The following is a 20,627-nucleotide window of genomic DNA, read 5'->3' on the forward strand; positions in this document are numbered from 1 at the left end:
GTCGGTCGCGTAGTCGGCCGGACGCGTAGCCAGCCGGTCGCGTAGTCAGTCGCTCTCGTAGTCAGTCGCTCTCGTCCCCGTCGGAGCCGCCTTCTTCGCTATCGCCGTCCGTCTCTGTAGGCACGGGGTCTGCAGAGGGCTCCGGGTCCGGTTCGTGTCGCGTCTCGGGGTCGTCTCGTCCCTCGTCTCCGTCACTCTCGTGTCCGTCGACGATTGCGTCGTCACCGGCGGACGGGGCTCCGTCGTCGGAGGCCTCGCCACGGCTGTCGAGCGCTCCCGACAAGACCGAGGAGACGATACCCGGATCCGTCGATCCGAGACCCGGCCCGTCGGTCGCGGGCGGGGGGGCTCGATACGTGTACCGGTACTCGTCCGAGACGACGTGAAACGCGTCGCCGTCTGGCTCTTCAAGCACGGCGTTGTCCGTGTCAATCGCGAGGTTCACCAGATCCGCGAGCGAGCCGGCCTCGGCGGTGGGGCGGTCTCTCGCGTCCGGCGGGAGACGGACGGAGACGATCCACTGGTCGAACTCGGATCGGTCGTTCAGATACTCGAGGCGCGCACGCTCGGTGTCCGTCAGCGCCGGTCGCTCTCGCCCCGCGACGTACCCCAGCGCTCCGATCCCGACGAGTCCGACGACGAGTGCGGCCGGCCCGCCGATCGATCGAATCGGGCCGTACTCGCGTTCGACACGCTCGGAGACGGTCCGCTGAACCGGTTCCTCGATGCGTCCGGGGCCGGAGACAGTGTACGTATCTCCGTTCAACGCGATGGGGAGTCGGCTGGAGAACGAGAGCCGGCTGGTCGCCCCGCCGGTGGTCGACCGCTGGATCTCCACGTCGACGACCACCGCGACGGTCGTTTCGCCCGGGGCGGTTCCGACCTCCTCTTCGATCGCCGCGATCCGGTCGGCGACCTCGGAGGTGTTGACCGAGAACGCGACCGAGGCGGGTTCGTCGGCCGACGTGGCCGTTACCGCGTTCAACGGCCGGCTGTCGCTCCAGTAGGTAGTTTCCTCGTCAGTCGACTCGACCAACAGCGCCGTCGAGAGCGCGATCGACGCGTTCCCGTCGATTCCGGGGGTGGCGACCGTGAACCTCCCGTCGAGGACGGGCGTGACCGTGCGGAAGAACGTCGACCGGTTCGTCAGCGTCGTCCCGACCGGGTACAGTGGGTTGTCGCGTGTCACCGTCGCCGAGTGGTCGAACGACCCGGTTGCGGTCCACGCCGTGGTCTGTCGCTCAACGGTCTCCGTCCCGGAGTCGACGTGGGCGGTGTACGTCGCCCAGACGCCGGCGGTTCCGATCGCGAACGAGACGACGAGTAACACCGTGAGCCACGACGACAGCGCCGACCGAACGCGGAGTCGCGTGGCCTCGTCCATTACTCCCTGGTGTGGATGGATCAGTCATATGTCTGTTGGTGGATCTGTTATCGGGTCAACGATCGCCAGACCCTGGCGGTGACCGACCGATCGTGGCGGGAGTCGCGCGAGCGGATCCGCGTTCGGCCGCCGTCGATGAGGAGGAGCCCGAGCCCGTACAGCGTCCCGCCGAGCAGTCCGTCGATCGCGACGATCGGGAGCCACGGGTGCACGAGCGAGAGGTCGCGGATCACCGGCTCGGGGAGCACCGCGAGGTACCGGTGCTCGGCGACGTACCGTCGGTAGTAGCCGGTCTCCGCTGGCGCCGTGAGGGTGATCGATACCCGCGCCTCACCGCGTCCCTCGACGAACACGTGCTCGGGCGAGGTCGCGACGCCGTCGCTGGCCGGGCGGACGTAGCTGTGGACCGGGACGAGCCCGGCGTTGGGGACGCGGTATTCGATCGTGGCGGACTCGCCCTGCCGGATGACGGTCGGGTTCTCGGAGTCGAACTCGGCGCTGACGATCCCGAACTGTTGGGTGCCGGCGGGGACGACCATCGCGGCGGTCGCGGAAACGACGACCATCCCCGCGAGCGCGACGAGGATAAGCCGCGTCGAGACGCCCTGGTCGCGGTCGGTCGACCTCGTTCGGTCGGGACCGCCAGAGTCGCCGCCGCGCAGCAGATCGACGACGTACCCCAGCGCCGAGAGGGCCAAGACGATGTAGGCGATCCCCTGCGTGCCCAGCAGGGATCGGCTGCCGACGGTCGCGGCGACCCACCGTTGGGCACCGGAGAGGAGGCTCTGGATCCCCATAATCGCCGTCCCGAGTTCGGGGATCACGACCACGGCGCCGCCGATTTGCAGGGCGTGCGCGACGATCTGCGCGTCCTTCACCGGCGGTTCGTCGCCGTCTTGGTCGGTGAAGGGGTTGGCGTCACCGCGGGTGACGTAACCGCGGTCGGTCTCCTCGACGATCCGGTGTGTGGTGAGGCCGCCGCCGTTCAGTTCTTCGGCCTCAAAGGTGACCACGTCTCCTCGTTCGGGTTCCCCGGCTATCGCCGACGGAACGGCGATAAAGCCGTCGCCGGGCTCCATCGTCGGCTCCATGCTCCCCGTCTCGACGTAACTGAGGAGGATCGGCTGTCCGAGCACCTGCCCCGCGACCAGCGAGACGACGAAGGCGATCAGTAGGAGTTCGGAAGCGATCGTGAGGAGTCGACGGACGTCCATTCGCGTCGGTGACGTGTTCGTGTCGCTAAGTAAGAAGGCTCGGGTCGCTCGCGGTCCGAACGACTGCCCGCGCCGAACGGCCGTGTGACGGTGAGCGGCCGGTTCACTCGTCGGCCACGGGGACGGCGTCGACGAGCACTGCCACGAAGGCGACGAGGAACGCCAGCGAAAGCCCGAGGAAGTGGACGTACACGTTGACTACGGCGACGCCCGTCCCCAGTTCGGCCGGAAACCCGACGAACGGGTAGCCGAGAACCAGCACCGCTCCGAACGCGAACAACTCGAGCCAGCCCGAACCGCGGGCGGTCGAGTGAAACGCGGTGCCGCGGACATCGACGGCGACCATCGCCGCGTATCCGAGCGCACCGAGAGCGGCCGTCCCCGCCAGTGCCGTCGCCACAGCCGAGTGCGTCGGGAGGAGCACCGACACGAGCGCGAGGAGTGCGAGAAAGCCGACGGGCGCGTGATCGACGCTCACCTCGGGGTGTATTCGCCGCTCGGCGTACGCGGCCAGCAGTATCACGAGCAATCCGACGAACGCCATCGTCACGCCGGAGAAGCCGTAGCCGACGGCGTCGCGCGGGACGGCGAGGTTCAGCGCCGACAACGCCGGCGGGAACGCGAGCAGGTACGTCGCCGTCGCGACGAAAAACAGCCGGCGCGCGTCGGCCAGTACGGCGAGCACGTAGCCCGTCCCCGCGAGTAACGCGTACCCGAACACGTTCGAGAGGAGATGCGAGAGCGAGCGGTGGACGAAGTGAGCGGCGTACGCGGTGAGGAGCGTCGGCCGCTCGTAGGTGAAGACGTATTCCAGCTTGGTCTCCGCAGGCAGGAGAAACACGGCCACGAGCACGGCCGGGACCGCCGCGAGCCCGAGGCAGTCGGCGAGGCGTACCCGCTTCCGGAGCGTCGCTCGGAAGGAGTCGGGTGCGTCGTTCATCTGAGATCCGAGTGCGGGCGCAGGGGAGCGGTCATCGGAGGGCGTTCGTTCGACGTGTCACGCCGAATGGCATAACGGTTCGGTCCGCGAACCCGCCGCGCAGTTACCGAGGAACGCGCCGCGCGAGCACGAGCAGCGCCACGACGGTCGCGGCGACGAACGCGAGGCCGCCGACTTCGACGAGCCCGAGCCCGGCCGGTTCCTCGACGGGAGCCGCCGTGGCCGTGACCGCGGCCGCCGTCTCTCCGCCGGAGTCGGCCGCGGTCCCGACAGCGCCCGACGCGCTCTCGGTCCCGCCGACGGTCAAGATCCCGGCGGCCGTGCCGTCGACGACGACCGCGTACTCGCCGGCCGTCCCGGGCGTCACGTCGAACGTCACGGTCGTCGACTCACCGGCGTCGAGTTCGACCGTCCGCTCGGCGACCGCCTCGCCGTCGAGCGTGAGCGTGATCGTCTTCTCGCCCGGGGCCCGGCCGTCGTTGCCGACGCGGGCGGTCACGGTCGCCGACTCGTTCGCTTCGATCGACTCGGTCGACAGCGACGCCTCGGAGACGCCGATCGACGGGCGCAGCGCCGCGACGGTGAACGTCGAGAAGCCCGGCGTGTCCGCCTCGAAGATGACGCGCTCGCCGGCCGCGTCGACGATCCGGACCGGCAGTGTCGAGGCCTCGCCGGTGCTCGTGCGGGTCACGGTCAGTTCCTCGGGCGCGACGCCGCGGTCCGCGAGGTACGCCCGCGAGACGCTGAATCGGACCGTCGCCGCCGAGACCGACCCCGACTCCGCCTCGGTCACTTCGACCGCACCGAGCGACGAGACGCCGACGGCATCCTCGCTGCCTAGCTCGGCGGTGGCCAACTCAAGCGAGATGGTGCTCCCGTTCGAGGCGGTCACGGCAATCGAGTCGAGCGTGAGGTTCGCCTGTCCCCCGTCGGCAGCGGACTCACCGTCGAGGGGCATCGCGTTCAGGTCGACCGTCGTTCGACCCTCCGTCGGTGCGTTGACGACCGTGACCGAGCGCTCGGTCGGACTCGGCGCGAACACCTGGACGGCCGTCCCGCCGTCGCTCGACGCGGTGTCGGCGTCGTCCTCGCTCGCGTCGCCGCCGGCGTCAGTGCTCGCCACGGATCCACCCCCGTCGGTGCTCGCGCCGTCCACGCCCTCGGGTTCGGCGACCGCCGCGTGCACCTGCACGTCGTCGATCAGGCCGTCGCCGCCGTCGCCGGTGGTGTCGACGAGGACGCCGACCGAGACGGACTGGTTCGGCCCGAGCGTGACGTTGTTCGCCTCCGAGTCGATGGGGTCGCCGTCGACGGTGAACGTCACGGCGTCGGACTCGTCGGTGATCCAGACGTGCGCGTACCGCGAGCCGTTGTAGTGGATCTGAAAGACGTTCGCGAGCGTCGTGACGGCGTCGGGGTTGACGCCCTCGGCTTCGCCCGCGAGGTTCGGGTTCGAGGCGGTGAGGTCGACGACGAGTTCGTCGTTCTCGTCGAGGTAGGCGTAGTCGCCGTTGGGCGTCGTTGTGGGGGCAAGGGAGACGTCTTGGGTGATGGCGTCGGACTGTGAGAGGGCGAACGGCGCCGCGGCTGACGGGAACACGAGCGCTCCCGAGAGGGTGAGTAGGGCGAGGGCGGCGACGAGGCGTTTCATTCGGATTCTCTGGAAGCCCATCGGCGGAGTCGAACCGCCTGAAACCGAAATGGGGAAGAATAATCTAAAAGCGTTCTATAACCGGGATCAGGGACCTTTTCCAGCGTCGACCCACTCCTCGGTGAATCCGAGTACCCGAAGATCACCACTCACACTCGTTCCAGCGTCGTCCCCGTCCGTCACAAAGTACATGTCCGGCCGGAAAACATCACCAGGTTCAAGAACGTATGGATTACTGGTGGTGAAATCCCGGTTTCCTGCACGGTAGTTGGACGGGAGAGCAGTTGCCCCGTTAGGCTGTCCTGCATTAGCTACTGCATCATTGTAGATACCGAAGCCGATACCTTCGTCTTCAAGTTCCGTCTCAATATTTCCTTCGAGGCTCTCTTCAGCAGAGTTAGCCGCTGATGCGTTTCCGTCATCAAGGAAGATCGCTGCATTTTGATCACCTTGATTCTGAATCGCAAAGACATCGTGGAATTCACTGGTTGCATCAGTATTCAGCTGGTCAAACCCTACTTCGAGCTCACCATTGTTAGCGAGAGATGAGTACTGACTACCCGCCGGAACCATCCGGAGGTACGCATCCCCATCACCAACAACCGAGACAGAAACATCACGTTCTGCGCTCACACTACTAAACGCACCCGTACCCATTGCAGCGGCCGTACCGGCCGCGAGCGATCCCACACCTGCGATGAACTTTCGCCGTTCCATTGGTATTCACGCACACCGTTTCCGGGGTGTGCTCACTCACCCATACCAGGGGGGACATTACTGTATTGAGCCGTCAGAGCGATCGAAGGTTCGCGCTGTGATACCCGAAGCCCGGACCTGAAACGGGTTGCGCGCTCGATAACAGTACGACTGTTGCTGACTCGTGGATCCCCGACATATCGCCTGAAAACCCCAGTATCTGGATATCAGGTGCGGTCTGATGGCGACGCCGATTTGTGATTCGAGGTCAAATCAGGTGAAATAAAACCGAATCCTCACTGGAGATACTGGTGGTATTTAAACATCTTCGACCAGGTGACACTAAACGAAAATAACGATTACACTTATCTGCTGATAGGTGTCAGACAAATGTAGGCAACATGTCGGGAACGAAGCTGTCAGGCGGTGCCGACTCGGTCGCGGAACCGGGTGGACCTGACGAGGACGGGGAACCGAGCCCCCCCGACGTCACGGAGGACGAGATCTTCGACGTGCTCTCCAATCGGCGCCGGCGGCACGCGCTGCACGCGATCGCGGGGGCCGAAAACGAGACTCACGACCTGGGCGAGCTCTCCGAGCGCGTGGCCGCGTGGGAGAACGAGATCGACGTGGCCGAGGTGGACTACGCCGAGCGCAAACGGGTGTACACCGCGCTCCAGCAGTCGCACCTCCCGCGACTCGACGAAGTGGGGCTCGTCGAGTTCGACAAGGACCGCGGCACCGTCGACGCCACCCCCGCGCTGGAGGACGTGGAGATCTACCTCGACGTCGTCCGCGGCAACGAGATCCCCTGGAGCGAGTACTACCTCGGGCTCTCGGGCGTCTCGGCGGCGCTGCTGCTGGCCGTGTGGGTGAACGCGTTCCCGTTCACGATGGTGCCCGACCTCGGGTGGTTCGCGTTCGTCGTCGTCGCGTTCTCCGTCTCGGCGGCCGCGAACCGCTACTACTCGAGAGACATGAAACTCGGCGGCGACAGTTCGCCAGCGGAACTGGAGTGACTCATGGGACGAACCGCGCTCCGCGTCGTGCTGCTCGTGGTCATCGCCGCCGGCGTGAGCGGCGCGACCGTCGGGAGCGCCGGGTTCAGCGCCGTCGAAGCCGACCGCACCGTGAGCGTGAACGTCGTGGGGAACGACGAGGCGTACGTCGGCGTCGTCGCCTGCGAGAAGTCCGCTAATGCGGGGAATGGGAAGGGCCCCGTGCGCGTGTGGGTGACGAACCGCTACACCGACGAGATGACCGTGGAGTCGATCACCAGCGACGACGCCGTCCGAAGGAACCCCGACCAGCGGCTCGGGACCGTCGATCCGGGCGAGCGTGAGCACCTCAACCCGGTGTTCGCGTCTGCGGTCTCCTCGGTGACCGTCGAGGTGTCCGCCGACGGCCTCGACGCGTCGGTCACGCGGACGGTCACCTCGAAGACGGACTGTCCGTTCTCGACGGGGAACGCCAACGGAAAGACGAACGCGTCGACCACCGCGACCGGAACCGCCACGAACGCCTCCGGTTGATCGCCCCGACGCTCGACTATCGACGCCGTTTTTTGGTCGCCGTCTTCAGGAACGGTATGCCCGCTCGCCGCCCGTACGACGACACCAAATCGCTGCTCGCGGCGATCCTCGGCGTTCCCGCGCTCGCCGGACTGGTGTATTTCATGCTCGTCGCCGTCAACGTCGCGTGGCGCGAGTACGGACTCGCGGTCGGTGCCGTCGTCTTCGTCGTCGGCTTCGTCGGCCTCTCGTACGGCTCCTACCGCGCCGTCGAACTGGTCCGCTCGTCGGGCGGCCGCTGACTCACCTCACGGGGTCCCGCCGACCACCCGCCGCGACCGACCTCGCGGGGGACTGCCAAGCTTTACACTATTGCGAGTAAACTCCGAACACATGAGCCGAAACTACGACTCGCTCCACGACCCGAACGCGGAGTACACGATGCGGGAGCTGTCGAGCGAGACGATGGGCGCGACGGCGAAGCGAGGCGGCGGCCGCGACGTGGAGATCACGGACGTGCAGTGCACGATGGTCGACGGCAACTTCCCGTGGACGCTCGTGCGCGTGTACACCGACGCCGGCATCGTCGGCACGGGCGAGGCGTACTGGGGCGCGGGCGTCCCCGAACTCATCGAGCGCATGAAGCCGATGATCGTCGGGGAGAACCCCCTGGACATCGACCGCCTGTACGAGCACCTCATCCAGAAGATGTCGGGCGAGGGCTCCGTCGAGGGCGTCACCGTCACCGCCATCTCCGGCATCGAGATCGCGCTCCACGACCTGGCCGGCAAGATCCTCGAGATCCCCGCCTACCAGCTGCTGGGCGGCAAGTACCGCGACGAGATGCGCGTCTACTGCGACTGCCACACCGAGGAGGAGGCGGATCCGGAGGCGTGCGCCGACGAGGCCGAGCGCGTCGTCGAGGAACTTGGCTACGACGCCCTCAAATTCGACCTCGACGTGCCGTCGGGCCACGAGAAGGACCGTGCGAACCGCCACCTGCGCCCGGGCGAGATCCGCCACAAAGCCGAGATCGTCGAGGCCGTCACCGAGCGCGTGAAAGACCGCGCGGACGTCGCGTTCGACTGCCACTGGACGTTCTCGGGCGGCAGCGCGAAGCGCCTCGCGGACGCCATCGAGGAGTACGACGTGTGGTGGCTCGAAGACCCCGTCCCGCCGGAGAACCTCGAGGTCCAAGAGGAGGTCACGAAGTCCACGGTCACGCCGATCACCGTCGGCGAGAACCGCTACCGCGTGACCGAGGAGCGCCGCCTCATCGAGAACCAAGCGGTCGACATCATCGCGCCCGACATGCCGAAGGTCGGCGGGATGCGCGAGACCCGCAAGATCGCCGACGTGGCGAACCAGTACTACGTCCCGGTCGCGATGCACAACGTCTCCTCGCCGGTCGCGACGATGGCGAGCGCCCACGTCGGCGCTGCCATCCCGAACTCGCTGGCCGTCGAGTACCACTCCTACGAACTCGGCTGGTGGGAGGACCTGGTCGAGGAGGACGTGATCGAGGACGGGTACATCACCGTCCCGGAGGAGCCCGGCATCGGCGTCACCCTCGACATGGACACCGTCGAGGAGCACATGGTCGACGGCGAGACGCTGTTCGACGGGGCGTAAGCCGAAGTCGGATTCACCGAACGGAGTACTGCGTCGTCTGTCGATCCGTCGCCTCGTTTGACGCCCCGGGTGCGTTCGGTGTCGGGCGGTCCGGCGTCCCCGGATCGACCGAGCCCGTTTCTGGTGTTCGTCGTGGCCGGCGTCTACCGGGGCGATCGATAGCCGACCCCCGTAGTCGGGACGGTCGAGGGAGTGACCTGGAAGTCACGGGAGTGCGTCGTCGCGTCGAGCGGTAGCGTCGTCCAGCCGAACGTCCAACCGCCAGGCGGCCCACACCAGGGACGCGACGAGCAGGGCCGCGGCGACCGGGCGGAGCCACGCGACCGCCGTCAGCGCCGCGCTCGTCGCCTGCAGTCCGAGGACGATGAACACCAGCGGCCCACAGCAGGCGGTCCCCGACAGCAGCGCGGGCAGTCCAGCCGCGAGCCCCGAGGCCGGCGAGACGCCGCAGGCGGCGGGTCGCCGCCACGCCAGCGTCGACAGTGCGAGGTTCGCGCCCACGAGTCCGGCGAGAGCCCCCGCCGCAGAGAGCGTCGCCGGCGTGAGAAGCACCTCGACCGGCCCGAGCGTCACGAGCGCGACCGCCTCGCCCGCGAGCGCTCGCGAGAGCGGGACGGCGGCGAGCGTCACGTCGACCGCCGGCGCGTCGGCGCCCGCGCCCGCCGATCGCGACCGTCCGAGGTCGCCGACGGCGACGAGGTACACGAGCGTGTACAGCGCCGTCGCCGCGACGCCGACCGCGGCGGCGACGCGGTCGCCGAGGGCCGTCGCCAGCGCGCGACGAGTCCGACCAGCCGCGGCGGCAGCAGCGCCAGCGGTGTCGAACGGTCGGCGGCGATCTCACCCGACATACTCGACCCCGGGGTAGAAGCCGCCCATGGCGTGCCACATGGCGTCGAAACCGTACACCGGTTCCAGCGGGAGATCCGCCGCCGGGTGCACCGCCCCGTCGACGCGGACGCGACCCGCGGCGTCGGTGGGCGTCACGTCGGCCCCGGCCGTCCGGTAGGTCCACCCGGTGTCCAACGCGGGGTCGTGAACGGCGACGATCGACCTATCCCCGCTCGCGAGCATCCCGCGCTCGCGCAGCGCCGACTTGTCGAACGCCAGCGCGCGGTCGGCGGTCCGGACGCCGATCACGACCCGCTTCGCGTCGGCCCGCGTCTCCGTCCACCCGTCGTCGAGCGTGGCGAACAGCGGCCCGCCGCCGCCGTAGTAGCCGCTGGTAGGGTTGTAGTTGCCGTAGGGATCCGAGCCGTATCGCTTGGCGTACCCGGTGTCCTCGGTCAGCACGAGGGTGTCGGGGTGAGCGTCGCGCCAGCGACCCCAGGTGGTCCAGACGAGCCGGAACTCGTCGAGTTGGTCGCCCTCCCGCGGCCCGTCGACGGCAGTCGCGAGCACCTGCGGCCACCGGGAGTCGGTCGCCCTGTCGTACAGCACGAGGTTGTTGTTCACCAGTCGTCCCGAGACGCCGAAGGTGGTGTCGCCCCGCCGGAAGCCCATCGCCGTGCCGGTCAGCGGACAGTACGTGACCGCGACGGGCGTCCCGTCGAGCACGTCGTTCGCGACCTCGTGCCAGACGAGGACGTGCTGGGGGTACGCCTTCACGTCCTCCGTGCCGGCGTACCCGAACACGATGTCGCCGTCGCCCAGCGAGCCCTCGCCTGCCGGTGCGAACTGCGGGTCGTCGACCGAGGGGATGCCGTCTGTTCCGGGGCCGCCGGAGACGGTCGATTCGCGGATCGTCTCGTGGGCCCATGGCTGGTGGAGACCGTCGTCCCTCGCGGGCGGACCCCCGACGGAACCGCCCGCTAGACCGTCGACGTCGCCCGGAACCCCGTCGGAGCCGGCACAGCCCGCCAGCCCCGCGAGGGCCGCGACACCGACGCCGCGGAGCAGCGACCGACGCGTGCGGGTACCTCTCATACGCGATATAACGTCGACTCCGGACAAAGCCGTGCGCCGGTCGTGCGAACCGCTCGCACGGCAGGCGTGTCGCGTCGGCGGCGATCCCGACTACTCCGCTGTCGATCCCCGCAAGCGGTCGGCGATCTTCTGCCCTTCCGAGCGGGCGTCGTCTTCCAGCACCGCGACCCCGTCGTCCACGACGACCGCTCCGGGCGCAACCACGTCCGCGCAGATCCCACCGCGGCGACCTCGAAGCGCGCTGGCGACGCCGGCCTCGTCGGCGACCTCCTCGACGTGCGCACACGGCGGTCGCGGCCGGGTTCCCCGCAGGACCGCGCCGGCGTCGGCGTCGCCGAGGCGAAACGTGGCCCCCAAGAGGGCTTCGAGGTCGGCGCCGCGGACGACGACGTTGCGGCGGTGGCGGCCGTCGGTGAGGTCGATGTCGAACTCGTCTCGGATCGCCTCCAGCGCCTCGACGGCGACGACAGTCACCTCGCACACGTCGAACGGCGAGTAGTACCCCCGGCCGGTCAGGTAGCGGTCCCCCTCGACACCGCCCTCGACGAGACGGACGCGGTCGTGCTCGACCATCGGGGCCGAGTCCTCGCGAGCGGTGTACAACGCCTCGACGCGTGCTGTCGGCATCGGTCCGGTCGTCTCTATGCGACCGAGCGGCTTGAATCCGACCGGGTGCGGTCGCGCCCGTGGAGCGGCACTCACGACGGCGGGCCGGCCAGTCCCGCGCCCTGTACGCGGTCCATCCACGCGACGACCGCCACGTGGGGCAGCGTCAACACGGCGATGAACACGAGGTACAGGGCCGCCAGCGTCGCCGGCGCCGTGTCGACGCCCGCGACGAGGGCGACGGCGGCGAGCAACGCGATCGAGACGGCCGTCAACGGCAGCGCGTCGCGGCCGACGCGTGCGAGCGCGGCGAGTTCGTCGCCGTCGGCGGCGGCGCGACGCGCAGCCGGGTCGACCTCGACCAGTCGGGCGACGTGGCGCAGCGAGTGCCACGCGCAGAAGTAGACGCCGACCGCGACGAGGGGCGGAACGACGAGGAAGTACACCCACAGCAGCAGCGTCTCCGCGGCGTCGCGCCGCCACCCCGCGTCGCCCGCGCTCACCCGGCGGCGGCCAGCGAGCACGGTCGCAACCGTCACGACGGCGAACGCGGCGCCGAGCGCACCTCTGGCGCCCGGTGTGAAGATCCACGCCGATCCCAGTTCGCGCCCGAACAGCGCCACCCACGCGTCGACGACCTGTCGGTAGCGGTCGGGGAACCGAAGCAGCGGGACGAGCATCGGCAGGCCGCCCCGGACCAGTACCGTCCCCAGACGGACGCCCGCGCCCTCGAGGTGTCGACTCCCGATCGAATCGAGCGCGTAGAGGTCGCCCTGTCCCCAGTGGAGCCACGTGAGCCCCACGAATAGCGCCGCCGACGCGACGGGGGCCAGCGCCCACAACGCCGCGTAGGCGCCGCCCAACACGAGGTACCCGATCCCGACCGCGAGAAGCCACCGCGGGGTGGGCGTTCGTCCCGCCGTTCGCGCCGGGGCGAGGTGATCGACCGCGCCGTGGGGGAGTCCAACCACGAGCGCGCTCGCCGCCAGCGGCGCGTATCGGACCCAGGCCGGCAGCGCCGGGTCGACGCCCAGCGCCCCGACCGTCGCGGCGACCGCCGCGAGGGCGCCGAGCACGAACCAGCCGGGACGACACCCGACCACGAACATCACTCGCCGGGCCGACGGCTTCGGGGCGGAACCGGCGGTCGCGGCCGCCGTCCGTGCACCGGCAGACTCCTCGCCGCCGGCGGTGTCCGACATCGCGTCAGGACCCTCCGAACGCGGACTCGACCGCGGACGCGGTCCGCGACGACGCCGGCTCGCGCCGGCGGTCGAGCACCCATCGGAACAGCACGAGTCCCTGGACGACGAACAGATTCGTGACGAGGAAGAACACCGCTTCCTCGACCGGCAGGCCGGCCACGTGGACCCCCGTGGTGTACCGCTCGGAGAGGACCCAGATGCCGTACTCGATGGCGATTCTGTCGACGAGACACAGGTACAGCGCCGGGACGAGCGTTCCGAGCGCGACGAGTCGCCTGCGCGCCCACAACTGGGGCGCGCCGACGGCCCACTGGAGCGCGAGCACCGGCGCCGCCCACGCGGCGATCGCGCCGAGATACAGGGTCGAGTCGGTTCCGAACGCGACCCACCCGCCGACGCCGATAGCGGCGGCGAGGACCAGGCCGGCCGCCCGAGTCGCGATCGGGCGGTCGACGGTCGGCCACGACGACGGCAGCGTGAGATGGGCGAGCCACAGCGCCGTCAGCCACGGCTGAACGAGGATGAACAGGTACTCGCCGACCGGAGCGTACCCCAGTGTGGCGAGGGTTGCGTCCGGCCCGTACCACCACACCCCCCTCGCGATGAGATAGTTGTCCCAGGGGATCGTGTACACAAGCGCGACCCCGGTCACGATCGCGACGCCGCCCCAGTACCGCCGAGCGACGGCGCGTCCGACCAGCCCGCCGCGCTCGATCCGCGTTCGGCTGACGAACCCGGTGGCGATCAAGAACAGCGCCAGCGGGACGAGGAACGCGAGGTGGAACTGCAGGTACGTGAGGACGGTTGTCATTGGGTGTGGTGAGTGTGATCGTGACGGAGTTCGGTTCGGCCGCGAACCCTCGGGGGACCCCGAGGACCGCGGGCGACCGGTCGATGTCGGCGCCGCCGGGGCCGGGCCTGGTCAGCCGGCCGCGGTCGGAATCATTCCGCGGCGGTTCGCTCGGCCGCGGCGTCGCCCGCGGCGTCGAGCACCTCGCGGCTCGACAGCAGGATGATCCCGAAGCCGACCTTGGCTACCAGGTCAAGCACCATGAAGCCGGCCGTCTCGATGTTCAGCGAGACGAGTCCGAGCCCCTCGGTGCCGACGATCCACCAGACGGGATACACGAGCCAGACCACGACGATCAGCGTCCGGAGCGTGCTGAACGTCGACGCGGCCTCTCCGCTGAGCTTGCTTGCTTTCTCGTCGAGCGAGCCGTAGAGCATGTACAGCAGGACGAGCAGGAAGCCCGTCGAGACGCCCCACCAGATCAGTCGGCTAGCTCCGGCATCAAGCGCGCCCTGACCGGCCGTCAGCGTCGCCACCGCGCCGGTGCCGATCATCAGCATGTCCAGTCCGACGAGCGAGGTCAGCTCGTTGCGATTCGCCCCGGCCAGCAGCCCGAGGTCGAGGAGCAACAGCGGTGTGGTGAAGAACCAGTCCGTGTATCGCGCCCAGTAGATGGGTACCTCCTCGCCCCCGAGTTCGATGATGGTTAACCCGAACCCGAGCGCCATCGCGAGATAGTTCACGAACGCGATGGCGGTGATGAATATCGTGACGATATAGAACTCCTGTCGCCGTCGGTTCGTCTCGTTCCAGCCCCTGGCGATGAAGTACAACATCCCCAGGAACATTCCGAGCGTGCCGATCCACAGCCAGATGCCTTCGCTGCCAGGTTGTGGCATGATGCAATTACATGTAGGGGGGTGAGACGGGTAAGTGAACTACACAACTAGTTGGGGTCTCCGGGGGCCGTCGGGGCATCGGCGCGGTCGGGGTCGACGAAGGCACCCACGAGTTTTCGCTGTGCCGCCCGGAGGTGCTGGTGAAACGTCGAGCGGCAGACGCCCATCGACGCCGCGAGGTCGTCGCCGTCGACGTCGCGGGACCACTCGAAGTATCCGGCTGTGTACGCGCGGACGAGCGCCGCACGCTGGCGCTCGGTCAGGTCGCGCTCCACGGCGGCGACGAACTCCGGGCGAGTCCGGCCGCGACGCTCTCGGCGACGGTAGACGAGCAACTCGGCCGAGTCGAACCGCTCGGTGACGGCCGCCACTAGCGACTGCGCCAGCGCCTCGCGTGCGACAGCGACGCTGACGTACGCGGTGTCGCCGTCGACGGTCGCGGCGTCCAGTTCGGCGCCGTGCTCGGTGATCAACGCCTGCAGCCGAGGGTCATCGACCGAGAGTTCGATGACCGCGCCCTCCGACTCCGTCGATAACACCGAGTGGACCGTGACCCCGTCGGGCCCGTTCGATCGGAGGGCGTCCACGTCGATAGCCGCCCCGTCTGCCGCGGTCTCGAACAACATCGACGGGCTGTCGCGGTCGCTGACGGCACCGAGGTACCGCATCGTGCACCCCGCGACATCCGCGACGTCCACTAACGGGTGGTCGGCGAGCCCGAACCCCAGTTCGAACGCCTCCTCGCCCCGCAGGGTTCGTCGGCTCTCGATGGCGTTGATCCCGGTGGCGACCGTCCGCCCCAGCGCCGTCAACACGGCGTGTTCGTCGCTCGCGAACCCGCTGTCGGTCCGGGTGTACACCCCGATGACCCCGTACGTCGCGTCGCCGTAGTGGATGGGGATCGCCGCGACCGCGGTCGTGCCGTCGCCGGCGTCGGCGACCGACTCCGTCTGGACGAACCGCTCGTCGAGGGCCGCCGCCGCGGCGGCCGCGAGTGGGTCGCCGTCCGCGGTTCCGTCGACCGGGATCCGCCCTCGATCCCCGTCGCCGTTGGTCGTCCCCGCGGCGACGCTGACGACCACCTCCTCGGTCCGCGGGTCGTACCGGCTGAACCAGGCGCCGGCGTACGTCCGGTCGATGCGATCGACCACCTCGCGTTCGAGCCCTCCCCGCGAAGACGCGCTGGTCACCGCTTCGGTCACGTCGACGACGACCCCGTCGAGGCGTTCGAGAAGGCGTCGCTGCGCCGTGCGTTCGCGCTCGATCCGGGCGGCGCGCTCGGCGGCCGCGCGCTCGGCGCGCTTCCGTCGGGTCACGTCCTGCTGGAAGCCAACGTAGTTGACGATCCGGCCCTCGTCGTCCCGCAGCGGCGCGATCGTCACCTCGTTCCAGAACAGTTCGCCGTCGCGGCGGTAGTTGCGGATCTCGACGGTCGTCGCCGCTCCGTTCCGGATCGCCGCCCGCATCCGCTCGACGGGTTCCGATCGCGTCGCTTCCCCCTGGAGGAACCGACAGTTTCGCCCGATTGCGTACTCGGGTCGATACCCGGTTATCCGCTCGAACGCCGCGTTGGCGTACACCAGCGGCATTCCCGGTTGCGTCGCGTCCGCGATCGTGATCCCGATGGGCGCCTCGTCCATCGCCCGCGTCTTGAGCGACTCGTCGACGGCCGCAGTGCTCGCCGAGGTCGCGGAGGTCGACGGCGGCGATCGCGACCGCTCCGGCGGCTCGAGTCCCGACCTGCCGTCACCGACGCCGTGAGATGTCATAGCCACATATGGACCCGGAGCACCAAAACGAACGGGTCGAGCCACGTCGCCGAAGACGAGTGCGGGGGGTGCGTGGGGCGCGTGTGGCAATCAGCGGCGACGAGGCGGTTACGGCCAGTTCCCGCTGTCGGTGAACGCGTCGGCGACCCGCTGGATCGCGACGACGTACGCCGCCGTGCGGAGGTTCGCCACGTCGACCGTCTCGTAGCACTCGACGAGGTCCTCGAAGGCGCTGACGACGTGGCGCTCCAGTTCCTCGTTGACTTTCTCCTCGGTCCAGTAGAAGCGCTGGCGGTTCTGCACCCATTCGAAGTAGCTGACGGTGACGCCGCCGGCGTTCGCGAGGATATCGGGGAACACGTGAACGTCGGCGTCGGTGAGCACGTCGTCCGCATCCGGGGTGAGCGGGCCGTTCGCCGCCTCGACGATCACGTCCGCCTGCACGTCGCGGGCGAGGTCGCCGTCGATGGCGTTCTCTAGGGCCGCCGGAACGAGCAGGTCGACGTCAAGGGTGAGCAGGTCCTCGTTGGAGAACTCCTCGTCTGCACCCGAGTACCCGGAAACGGAGCCGGTCTCGTTCTTGTACGTCTTCACCTCGCGGGCGTCGAATCCGTCCTCGGCGTAGATGGCGCCCGAGGAGTCGGAGACGGCGACGATGTTCGCGCCCAGATCTTCGATGAGATACGCCGCGATGTGCCCGGCGTTGCCGTACCCCTGCACGGCCACGCTGGCGCCGTCCATATCCTTGTCGAGGTACTCGAACGCCTCGCGTGCGGTGAGCATCACCGATCGGCCCGTGGCCTCGACGCGGCCCTCGGAGCCGCCGGACTCCAGCGACTTCCCCGTGACGACGCCGGGCTCGGTCGTGTTCTCCAGCGTCTCGTAGGTGTCTTTGATCCAGTTCATCTCCCGCTGACCCGTGTTCACGTCGGGTGCCGGGATGTCCGTGTCCTCGCCGATGAACGGTCGTAGCTCCTCGGCGAACGAGCGAGTGAGGCGTTCGATCTCGGCGGCGGAGTAGTCGGAGGGGTCGACGACGATCCCGCCTTTCCCGCCGCCGTACGGGATGTCTACGACGGCGCACTTGTACACCATCCACCCCGACAGCGCCTTCACCTCGTCGCGGGTGACGCCCGGGTGGTACCGGATACCTCCCTTGTAGGGCCCGCGGTCGCCGTTGAACTCCGATCGGAACGCGCGAAATCGCTCCAACGAGCCGTCGTCCTGTTCCACGGAGAGGTTCAGCTCCAGCACGCGCTCGGGGTGCTTGAGTCGGTCGAGCACGTCGTCGCCGACGTCGAGGTGTGCGGCCGCGTCGTCGATCTGCTCTTGAAGGCTCTCGAAGGGATTAGCCTCGTTCGTCATGCACCCCGATTCCGCCGGTCGGGGGTTATGTCTACCGACAGCCGAACAAGACTGCTGTCCCCATGCCGATCTCCCGCCGAGCGACCCTCACTGCCGTTCCGTGTATTATTGCATATATATCCCTTAGAAAGGACTATACCATCAATATTATATTCACCTCTCACCGACCGTCGGCCATCGACGCCGTCGCGCCACGCGGCGGCTGACAGCCCCATCATGTCTACCGGAACTGCAGGAACCGGCGAGAAGCGCGCCGCCACCGACGAACAGACCGAGCCCGAATCGGCGCTCGAGACAGCCCGACGACAACTAGACCACGCCGCCGCACACCTCGACGTTGACCCCGGCGTCATCGAGCGGCTCAAACACCCCACGAAAGTCCACCGCGTCGCGGTGCCGCTGGAGCGCGACGACGGCTCCGTCGAGGTGTTCACCGGGTATCGAGCCCAACACGACGACGTGCGCGGGCCGTACAAGGGCGGGTTGCGCTTCCATCCGGACGTGAGCGAGGAGGAGTGCGTCGGCCTCTCGATGTGGATGACCTGGAAGTGCGCCGTGATGGATCTTCCCTTCGGCGGCGGGAAAGGCGGCGTCGTCGTGAATCCGAAGGAGCTGTCGACCGACGAGAAGGAGCGGCTCACTCGGCGGTTCGCCGAGGAACTGCGGACGTTCGTCGGCCCGAAGACGGACATCCCCGCGCCCGACATGGGAACCGACGCCCAGACGATGGCGTGGTTCATGGACGCGTACTCGATGCAGGAGGGCGAGACGATCCCCGGCGTCGTCACCGGGAAACCCCCGGTCGTCGGCGGCTCGGAAGGACGCGAGGAAGCGCCCGGCCGCTCGGTGGCGATCATCACGCGCGAGGCCGCCGACTACTACGACTACGATCTCGACGGTCTCACCGTCGCCGTGCAGGGGTACGGATCGGTCGGCGCGAACGCGGCGCGCCTGCTCGACGACTGGGGGGCGGACGTCGTCGCCGTCTCCGACACCGGGGGCGCAGTCCACGACCCGACGGGCCTCGACACCCGCGCGATCCCGAGCTTCGCCGAGCAGCCCAACGCCGTCACCGACCGCGCCGACGAGGTCGGCGGCGTCGACCTCCTCGAGGATGGGAGCGACATCCTCGAACTCGACGTCGACGCGCTGATCCCGGCGGCCGTCGGGAACGTCATCACCGCCGACAACGCGAACGACGTGGGCGCAGACATCGTCGTCGAGGGGGCGAACGGCCCGACGACGTTCGTGGCCGACGAGATCCTCGCCGAGCGCGGCGTCCACGTCATCCCGGATATCCTCGCGAACGCCGGCGGCGTCACCGTCAGCTACTTCGAGTGGCTCCAGGACATCAACCGCCGGACCTGGACGCTCGAACAGGTCCACTCCGAGTTGGAGTCGGAGATGCTCTCGGCCTGGGACGCGGTGCGAGAAGAGGTCGAAGCCAAGGACATCACGTGGCGCGATGCGGCGTACGTCGTCGCGCTCGGCCGCATCGCGGAGGCGAAGAGCGTCCGCGGCCTGTGGCCCTGAGCCGGTAGCTCCACCCGGTTCTCCGGTCTCAGTTCGTCAGTCGTCCTCCCACGCTTCCGCCAGCCGCGCGTACTCGCGGACCCGCTCGGCCCGCGCGATCAACGGCGCGTCGATCATCTGGCCGTCCACCTCGAAGACACCCCGATCCTCGGCGGCCGCCTCGTCGCGAGCGGCGAGCACCCGCCGAGCCCACGCGGTTTCCTCTTCGGCGGGGGTGAACGCGTCGTTGATAACGGGTACCTGTGACGGGTGGATCGCCATCTTCCCGTCGTAGCCGAGCCTCGCCGCGAATCGGGTCGCTTCGGCGAGCCCCGCCTCGTCGTCGAAATCGGTGTAGACGGTGTCGATCGCGTCGACACCGGCGGCCGCGGCGGCCGTGACCGTCTTCTCGCGGGCGTACAGCACTTCCGTCCCCTCGTCGGTCCGGGTCGCGCCCAGGTCCGCCGAGAGGTCCTCGGCGCCGAATGCGACGGCGTCGGTCGGCCCCGCGTCGGCGATCGCCTCGGCACGGAGCACGCCGCGAGCGGTCTCGATCAGCGCGATCACGGGTACCCGCCGGTCGTGCTCGCGGAGCTGGTTGCCGAGGTGGATGACCGCGTCCGCTGACTCCGCCTTCGGGAGCATGACCGCGTCGAAGGCCGCGTCCCCCTCGTCGACGAGGACCTCGAGATCGCGGTACGTCTCGGTCCCGGTGACGCGGACGCAGACTTCGGCGTCCGGATCGAACTCGGGGTCCGCGAGCGCGTCGCGGACGGCCGCCCGCGCCTCCGCTTTGCGGCCGGGCGCGACCGCGTCCTCCAAATCGAAGACGATCGTGTCCGCGCCTGTTGCGGGCGCCTTTCGCATCAGCTCCGGGCGGTCGCCCGGCGAGAACATGACGCTGCGTCGTGGCATGGGTCGGGGTTCGGCGGACCGGCGTATCAATCCCGCCGACCGCTCCCCGGTCGGGAAGGCGCCGGCCGCCACAGCGACGGCGACGGTTCCCCGCACGGTTTTCACCCCGCCGGCCCTCGCCCCGCTCATGGCCGGCAAGTATTACGAGGAGTTCGAGGTCGGCGAAACGATCACCCACGAGAAGCGTCGAACCGTCTCCGAACGAGACAACCAAGTTTTCTGTGACGTGACGATGAACCAGCAGCCGCTCCACCTCGACGCCGACTTCGCCGCCGAGACGCAGTTCGGCGAGCGACTGGTGAACGGCATCTACACCATGGCTCTGGCCACCGGGCTCTCAATCCCGGACACGACCGACGGCACCATCGTCGCGAACCTCTCGTACGACGACGTTGAGCACCCGAATCCGGTGTTCCACGGCGACACGGTTCGCGCTGAGTCGACGGTGCTCGACAAACGAGCGACCAGCGACGGCGAGCGCGGGATCGTGACGATGCGGGTCGACGCGTACAAACTCGCGGACGACCGCGACGCCCCCGACGACGACACGCTCGTGTGCACGTTCGAGCGGACGGTGCTGTCGCTGAAACGAGCGAACGCGGGCGACTGATC

General features: G+C 68.7%; 20 protein-coding genes. 6 read left to right on the forward strand and 14 right to left on the reverse strand.

The window, feature by feature from the left end; all coding sequences use genetic code 11:
• Positions 1-61: 61 nt before the first annotated feature.
• From P0Y41_RS03755 to P0Y41_RS03775, 5 genes are all read right to left on the reverse strand, one after another.
• Positions 62-1,384: a DUF5305 domain-containing protein gene (locus P0Y41_RS03755; protein ID WP_284062636.1), complete on the reverse strand. Its 1,323-nt coding sequence runs from the start codon at positions 1,382-1,384 to the stop codon at positions 62-64.
• A 47-nt stretch (positions 1,385-1,431) separates the two neighbouring features.
• Complete coding sequence (locus tag P0Y41_RS03760; RefSeq protein WP_284062637.1) at positions 1,432-2,598, reverse strand: signal peptidase I; 1,167 nt, start codon at positions 2,596-2,598, stop codon at positions 1,432-1,434.
• 103 nt (positions 2,599-2,701) lie between these two features.
• A complete protein-coding gene (locus P0Y41_RS03765) occupies positions 2,702-3,538 on the reverse strand; it encodes a hypothetical protein (RefSeq protein WP_284062638.1) in 837 nt (278 codons plus the stop codon).
• 103 nt (positions 3,539-3,641) lie between these two features.
• Positions 3,642-5,210: a CARDB domain-containing protein gene (locus P0Y41_RS03770; protein ID WP_284062639.1), complete on the reverse strand. Its 1,569-nt coding sequence runs from the start codon at positions 5,208-5,210 to the stop codon at positions 3,642-3,644.
• Between the two features lie 66 nt (positions 5,211-5,276).
• Positions 5,277-5,822, reverse strand: a complete 546-nt coding sequence (locus P0Y41_RS03775) for a hypothetical protein (RefSeq protein WP_284062640.1) — start codon at positions 5,820-5,822, stop codon at positions 5,277-5,279.
• Between the two features lie 464 nt (positions 5,823-6,286).
• Between P0Y41_RS03775 and P0Y41_RS03780 the strand changes: the two genes are divergently transcribed.
• From P0Y41_RS03780 to P0Y41_RS03795, 4 genes are all read left to right on the forward strand, one after another.
• Entirely contained in the window at positions 6,287-6,904 is a 618-nt protein-coding gene (locus P0Y41_RS03780) for a DUF7344 domain-containing protein (RefSeq protein WP_284062641.1), read from the forward strand.
• A gap of 3 nt (positions 6,905-6,907) precedes the next feature.
• Positions 6,908-7,417 carry a hypothetical protein gene (locus tag P0Y41_RS03785; protein ID WP_284062642.1) on the forward strand — a complete coding sequence of 170 codons (510 nt, stop codon included), beginning with the start codon at positions 6,908-6,910 and terminating at the stop codon, positions 7,415-7,417.
• Positions 7,418-7,473: 56 nt separating this feature from the next.
• Complete coding sequence (locus P0Y41_RS03790) at positions 7,474-7,698, forward strand: hypothetical protein (RefSeq protein WP_284062643.1); 225 nt, start codon at positions 7,474-7,476, stop codon at positions 7,696-7,698.
• A gap of 91 nt (positions 7,699-7,789) precedes the next feature.
• Positions 7,790-9,028: a mandelate racemase/muconate lactonizing enzyme family protein gene (locus P0Y41_RS03795; RefSeq protein ID WP_284062644.1), complete on the forward strand. Its 1,239-nt coding sequence runs from the start codon at positions 7,790-7,792 to the stop codon at positions 9,026-9,028.
• Between the two features lie 204 nt (positions 9,029-9,232).
• Here the strand turns inward: P0Y41_RS03795 and P0Y41_RS03800 are convergent, their stop codons facing one another.
• The 8 genes from P0Y41_RS03800 to P0Y41_RS03835 form a co-directional block, all read right to left on the reverse strand.
• On the reverse strand, positions 9,233-9,733 hold the full coding sequence (locus P0Y41_RS03800; protein WP_284062645.1) for a hypothetical protein: 501 nt from the start codon (positions 9,731-9,733) through the stop codon (positions 9,233-9,235).
• 135 nt (positions 9,734-9,868) lie between these two features.
• Positions 9,869-10,954, reverse strand: a complete 1,086-nt coding sequence (locus tag P0Y41_RS03805; protein WP_284062646.1) for a DUF3179 domain-containing protein — start codon at positions 10,952-10,954, stop codon at positions 9,869-9,871.
• 90 nt (positions 10,955-11,044) lie between these two features.
• Positions 11,045-11,581: an MOSC domain-containing protein gene (locus tag P0Y41_RS03810; protein WP_284062647.1), complete on the reverse strand. Its 537-nt coding sequence runs from the start codon at positions 11,579-11,581 to the stop codon at positions 11,045-11,047.
• 71 nt (positions 11,582-11,652) lie between these two features.
• Complete coding sequence (locus P0Y41_RS03815; RefSeq protein WP_284062648.1) at positions 11,653-12,762, reverse strand: Brp/Blh family beta-carotene 15,15'-dioxygenase; 1,110 nt, start codon at positions 12,760-12,762, stop codon at positions 11,653-11,655.
• 4 nt (positions 12,763-12,766) lie between these two features.
• A complete protein-coding gene (locus P0Y41_RS03820; protein ID WP_284062649.1) occupies positions 12,767-13,576 on the reverse strand; it encodes a lycopene cyclase domain-containing protein in 810 nt (269 codons plus the stop codon).
• 131 nt (positions 13,577-13,707) lie between these two features.
• Positions 13,708-14,403, reverse strand: coding sequence for a bacteriorhodopsin (locus P0Y41_RS03825; protein ID WP_345783198.1), 696 nt, complete (start codon positions 14,401-14,403; stop codon positions 13,708-13,710).
• Positions 14,404-14,501: 98 nt separating this feature from the next.
• Positions 14,502-16,223 carry a PAS domain-containing protein gene (locus tag P0Y41_RS03830; RefSeq protein ID WP_284062651.1) on the reverse strand — a complete coding sequence of 574 codons (1,722 nt, stop codon included), beginning with the start codon at positions 16,221-16,223 and terminating at the stop codon, positions 14,502-14,504.
• Positions 16,224-16,331: 108 nt separating this feature from the next.
• Positions 16,332-17,588, reverse strand: a complete 1,257-nt coding sequence (locus tag P0Y41_RS03835) for a Glu/Leu/Phe/Val family dehydrogenase (RefSeq protein WP_284062652.1) — start codon at positions 17,586-17,588, stop codon at positions 16,332-16,334.
• Between the two features lie 216 nt (positions 17,589-17,804).
• Between P0Y41_RS03835 and gdhB the strand changes: the two genes are divergently transcribed.
• Positions 17,805-19,121, forward strand: coding sequence for a glutamate dehydrogenase GdhB (gene gdhB, locus P0Y41_RS03840; RefSeq protein WP_284062653.1), 1,317 nt, complete (start codon positions 17,805-17,807; stop codon positions 19,119-19,121).
• Between the two features lie 36 nt (positions 19,122-19,157).
• On the opposite strand, the gene P0Y41_RS03845 is transcribed toward gdhB, so the two are convergent.
• A complete protein-coding gene (locus P0Y41_RS03845) occupies positions 19,158-20,015 on the reverse strand; it encodes an HpcH/HpaI aldolase/citrate lyase family protein (RefSeq protein WP_284062654.1) in 858 nt (285 codons plus the stop codon).
• Between the two features lie 127 nt (positions 20,016-20,142).
• Between P0Y41_RS03845 and P0Y41_RS03850 the strand changes: the two genes are divergently transcribed.
• The gene (locus tag P0Y41_RS03850) at positions 20,143-20,625 is read left to right on the forward strand and encodes a MaoC family dehydratase (RefSeq protein WP_284062655.1); all 483 of its coding nucleotides are present in this window, start codon (positions 20,143-20,145) and stop codon (positions 20,623-20,625) included.
• Positions 20,626-20,627: the final 2 nt, after the last annotated feature.

This window comes from Halobaculum halobium (assembly GCF_030127145.1).
Taxonomy (GTDB): domain Archaea; phylum Halobacteriota; class Halobacteria; order Halobacteriales; family Haloferacaceae; genus Halobaculum; species Halobaculum halobium.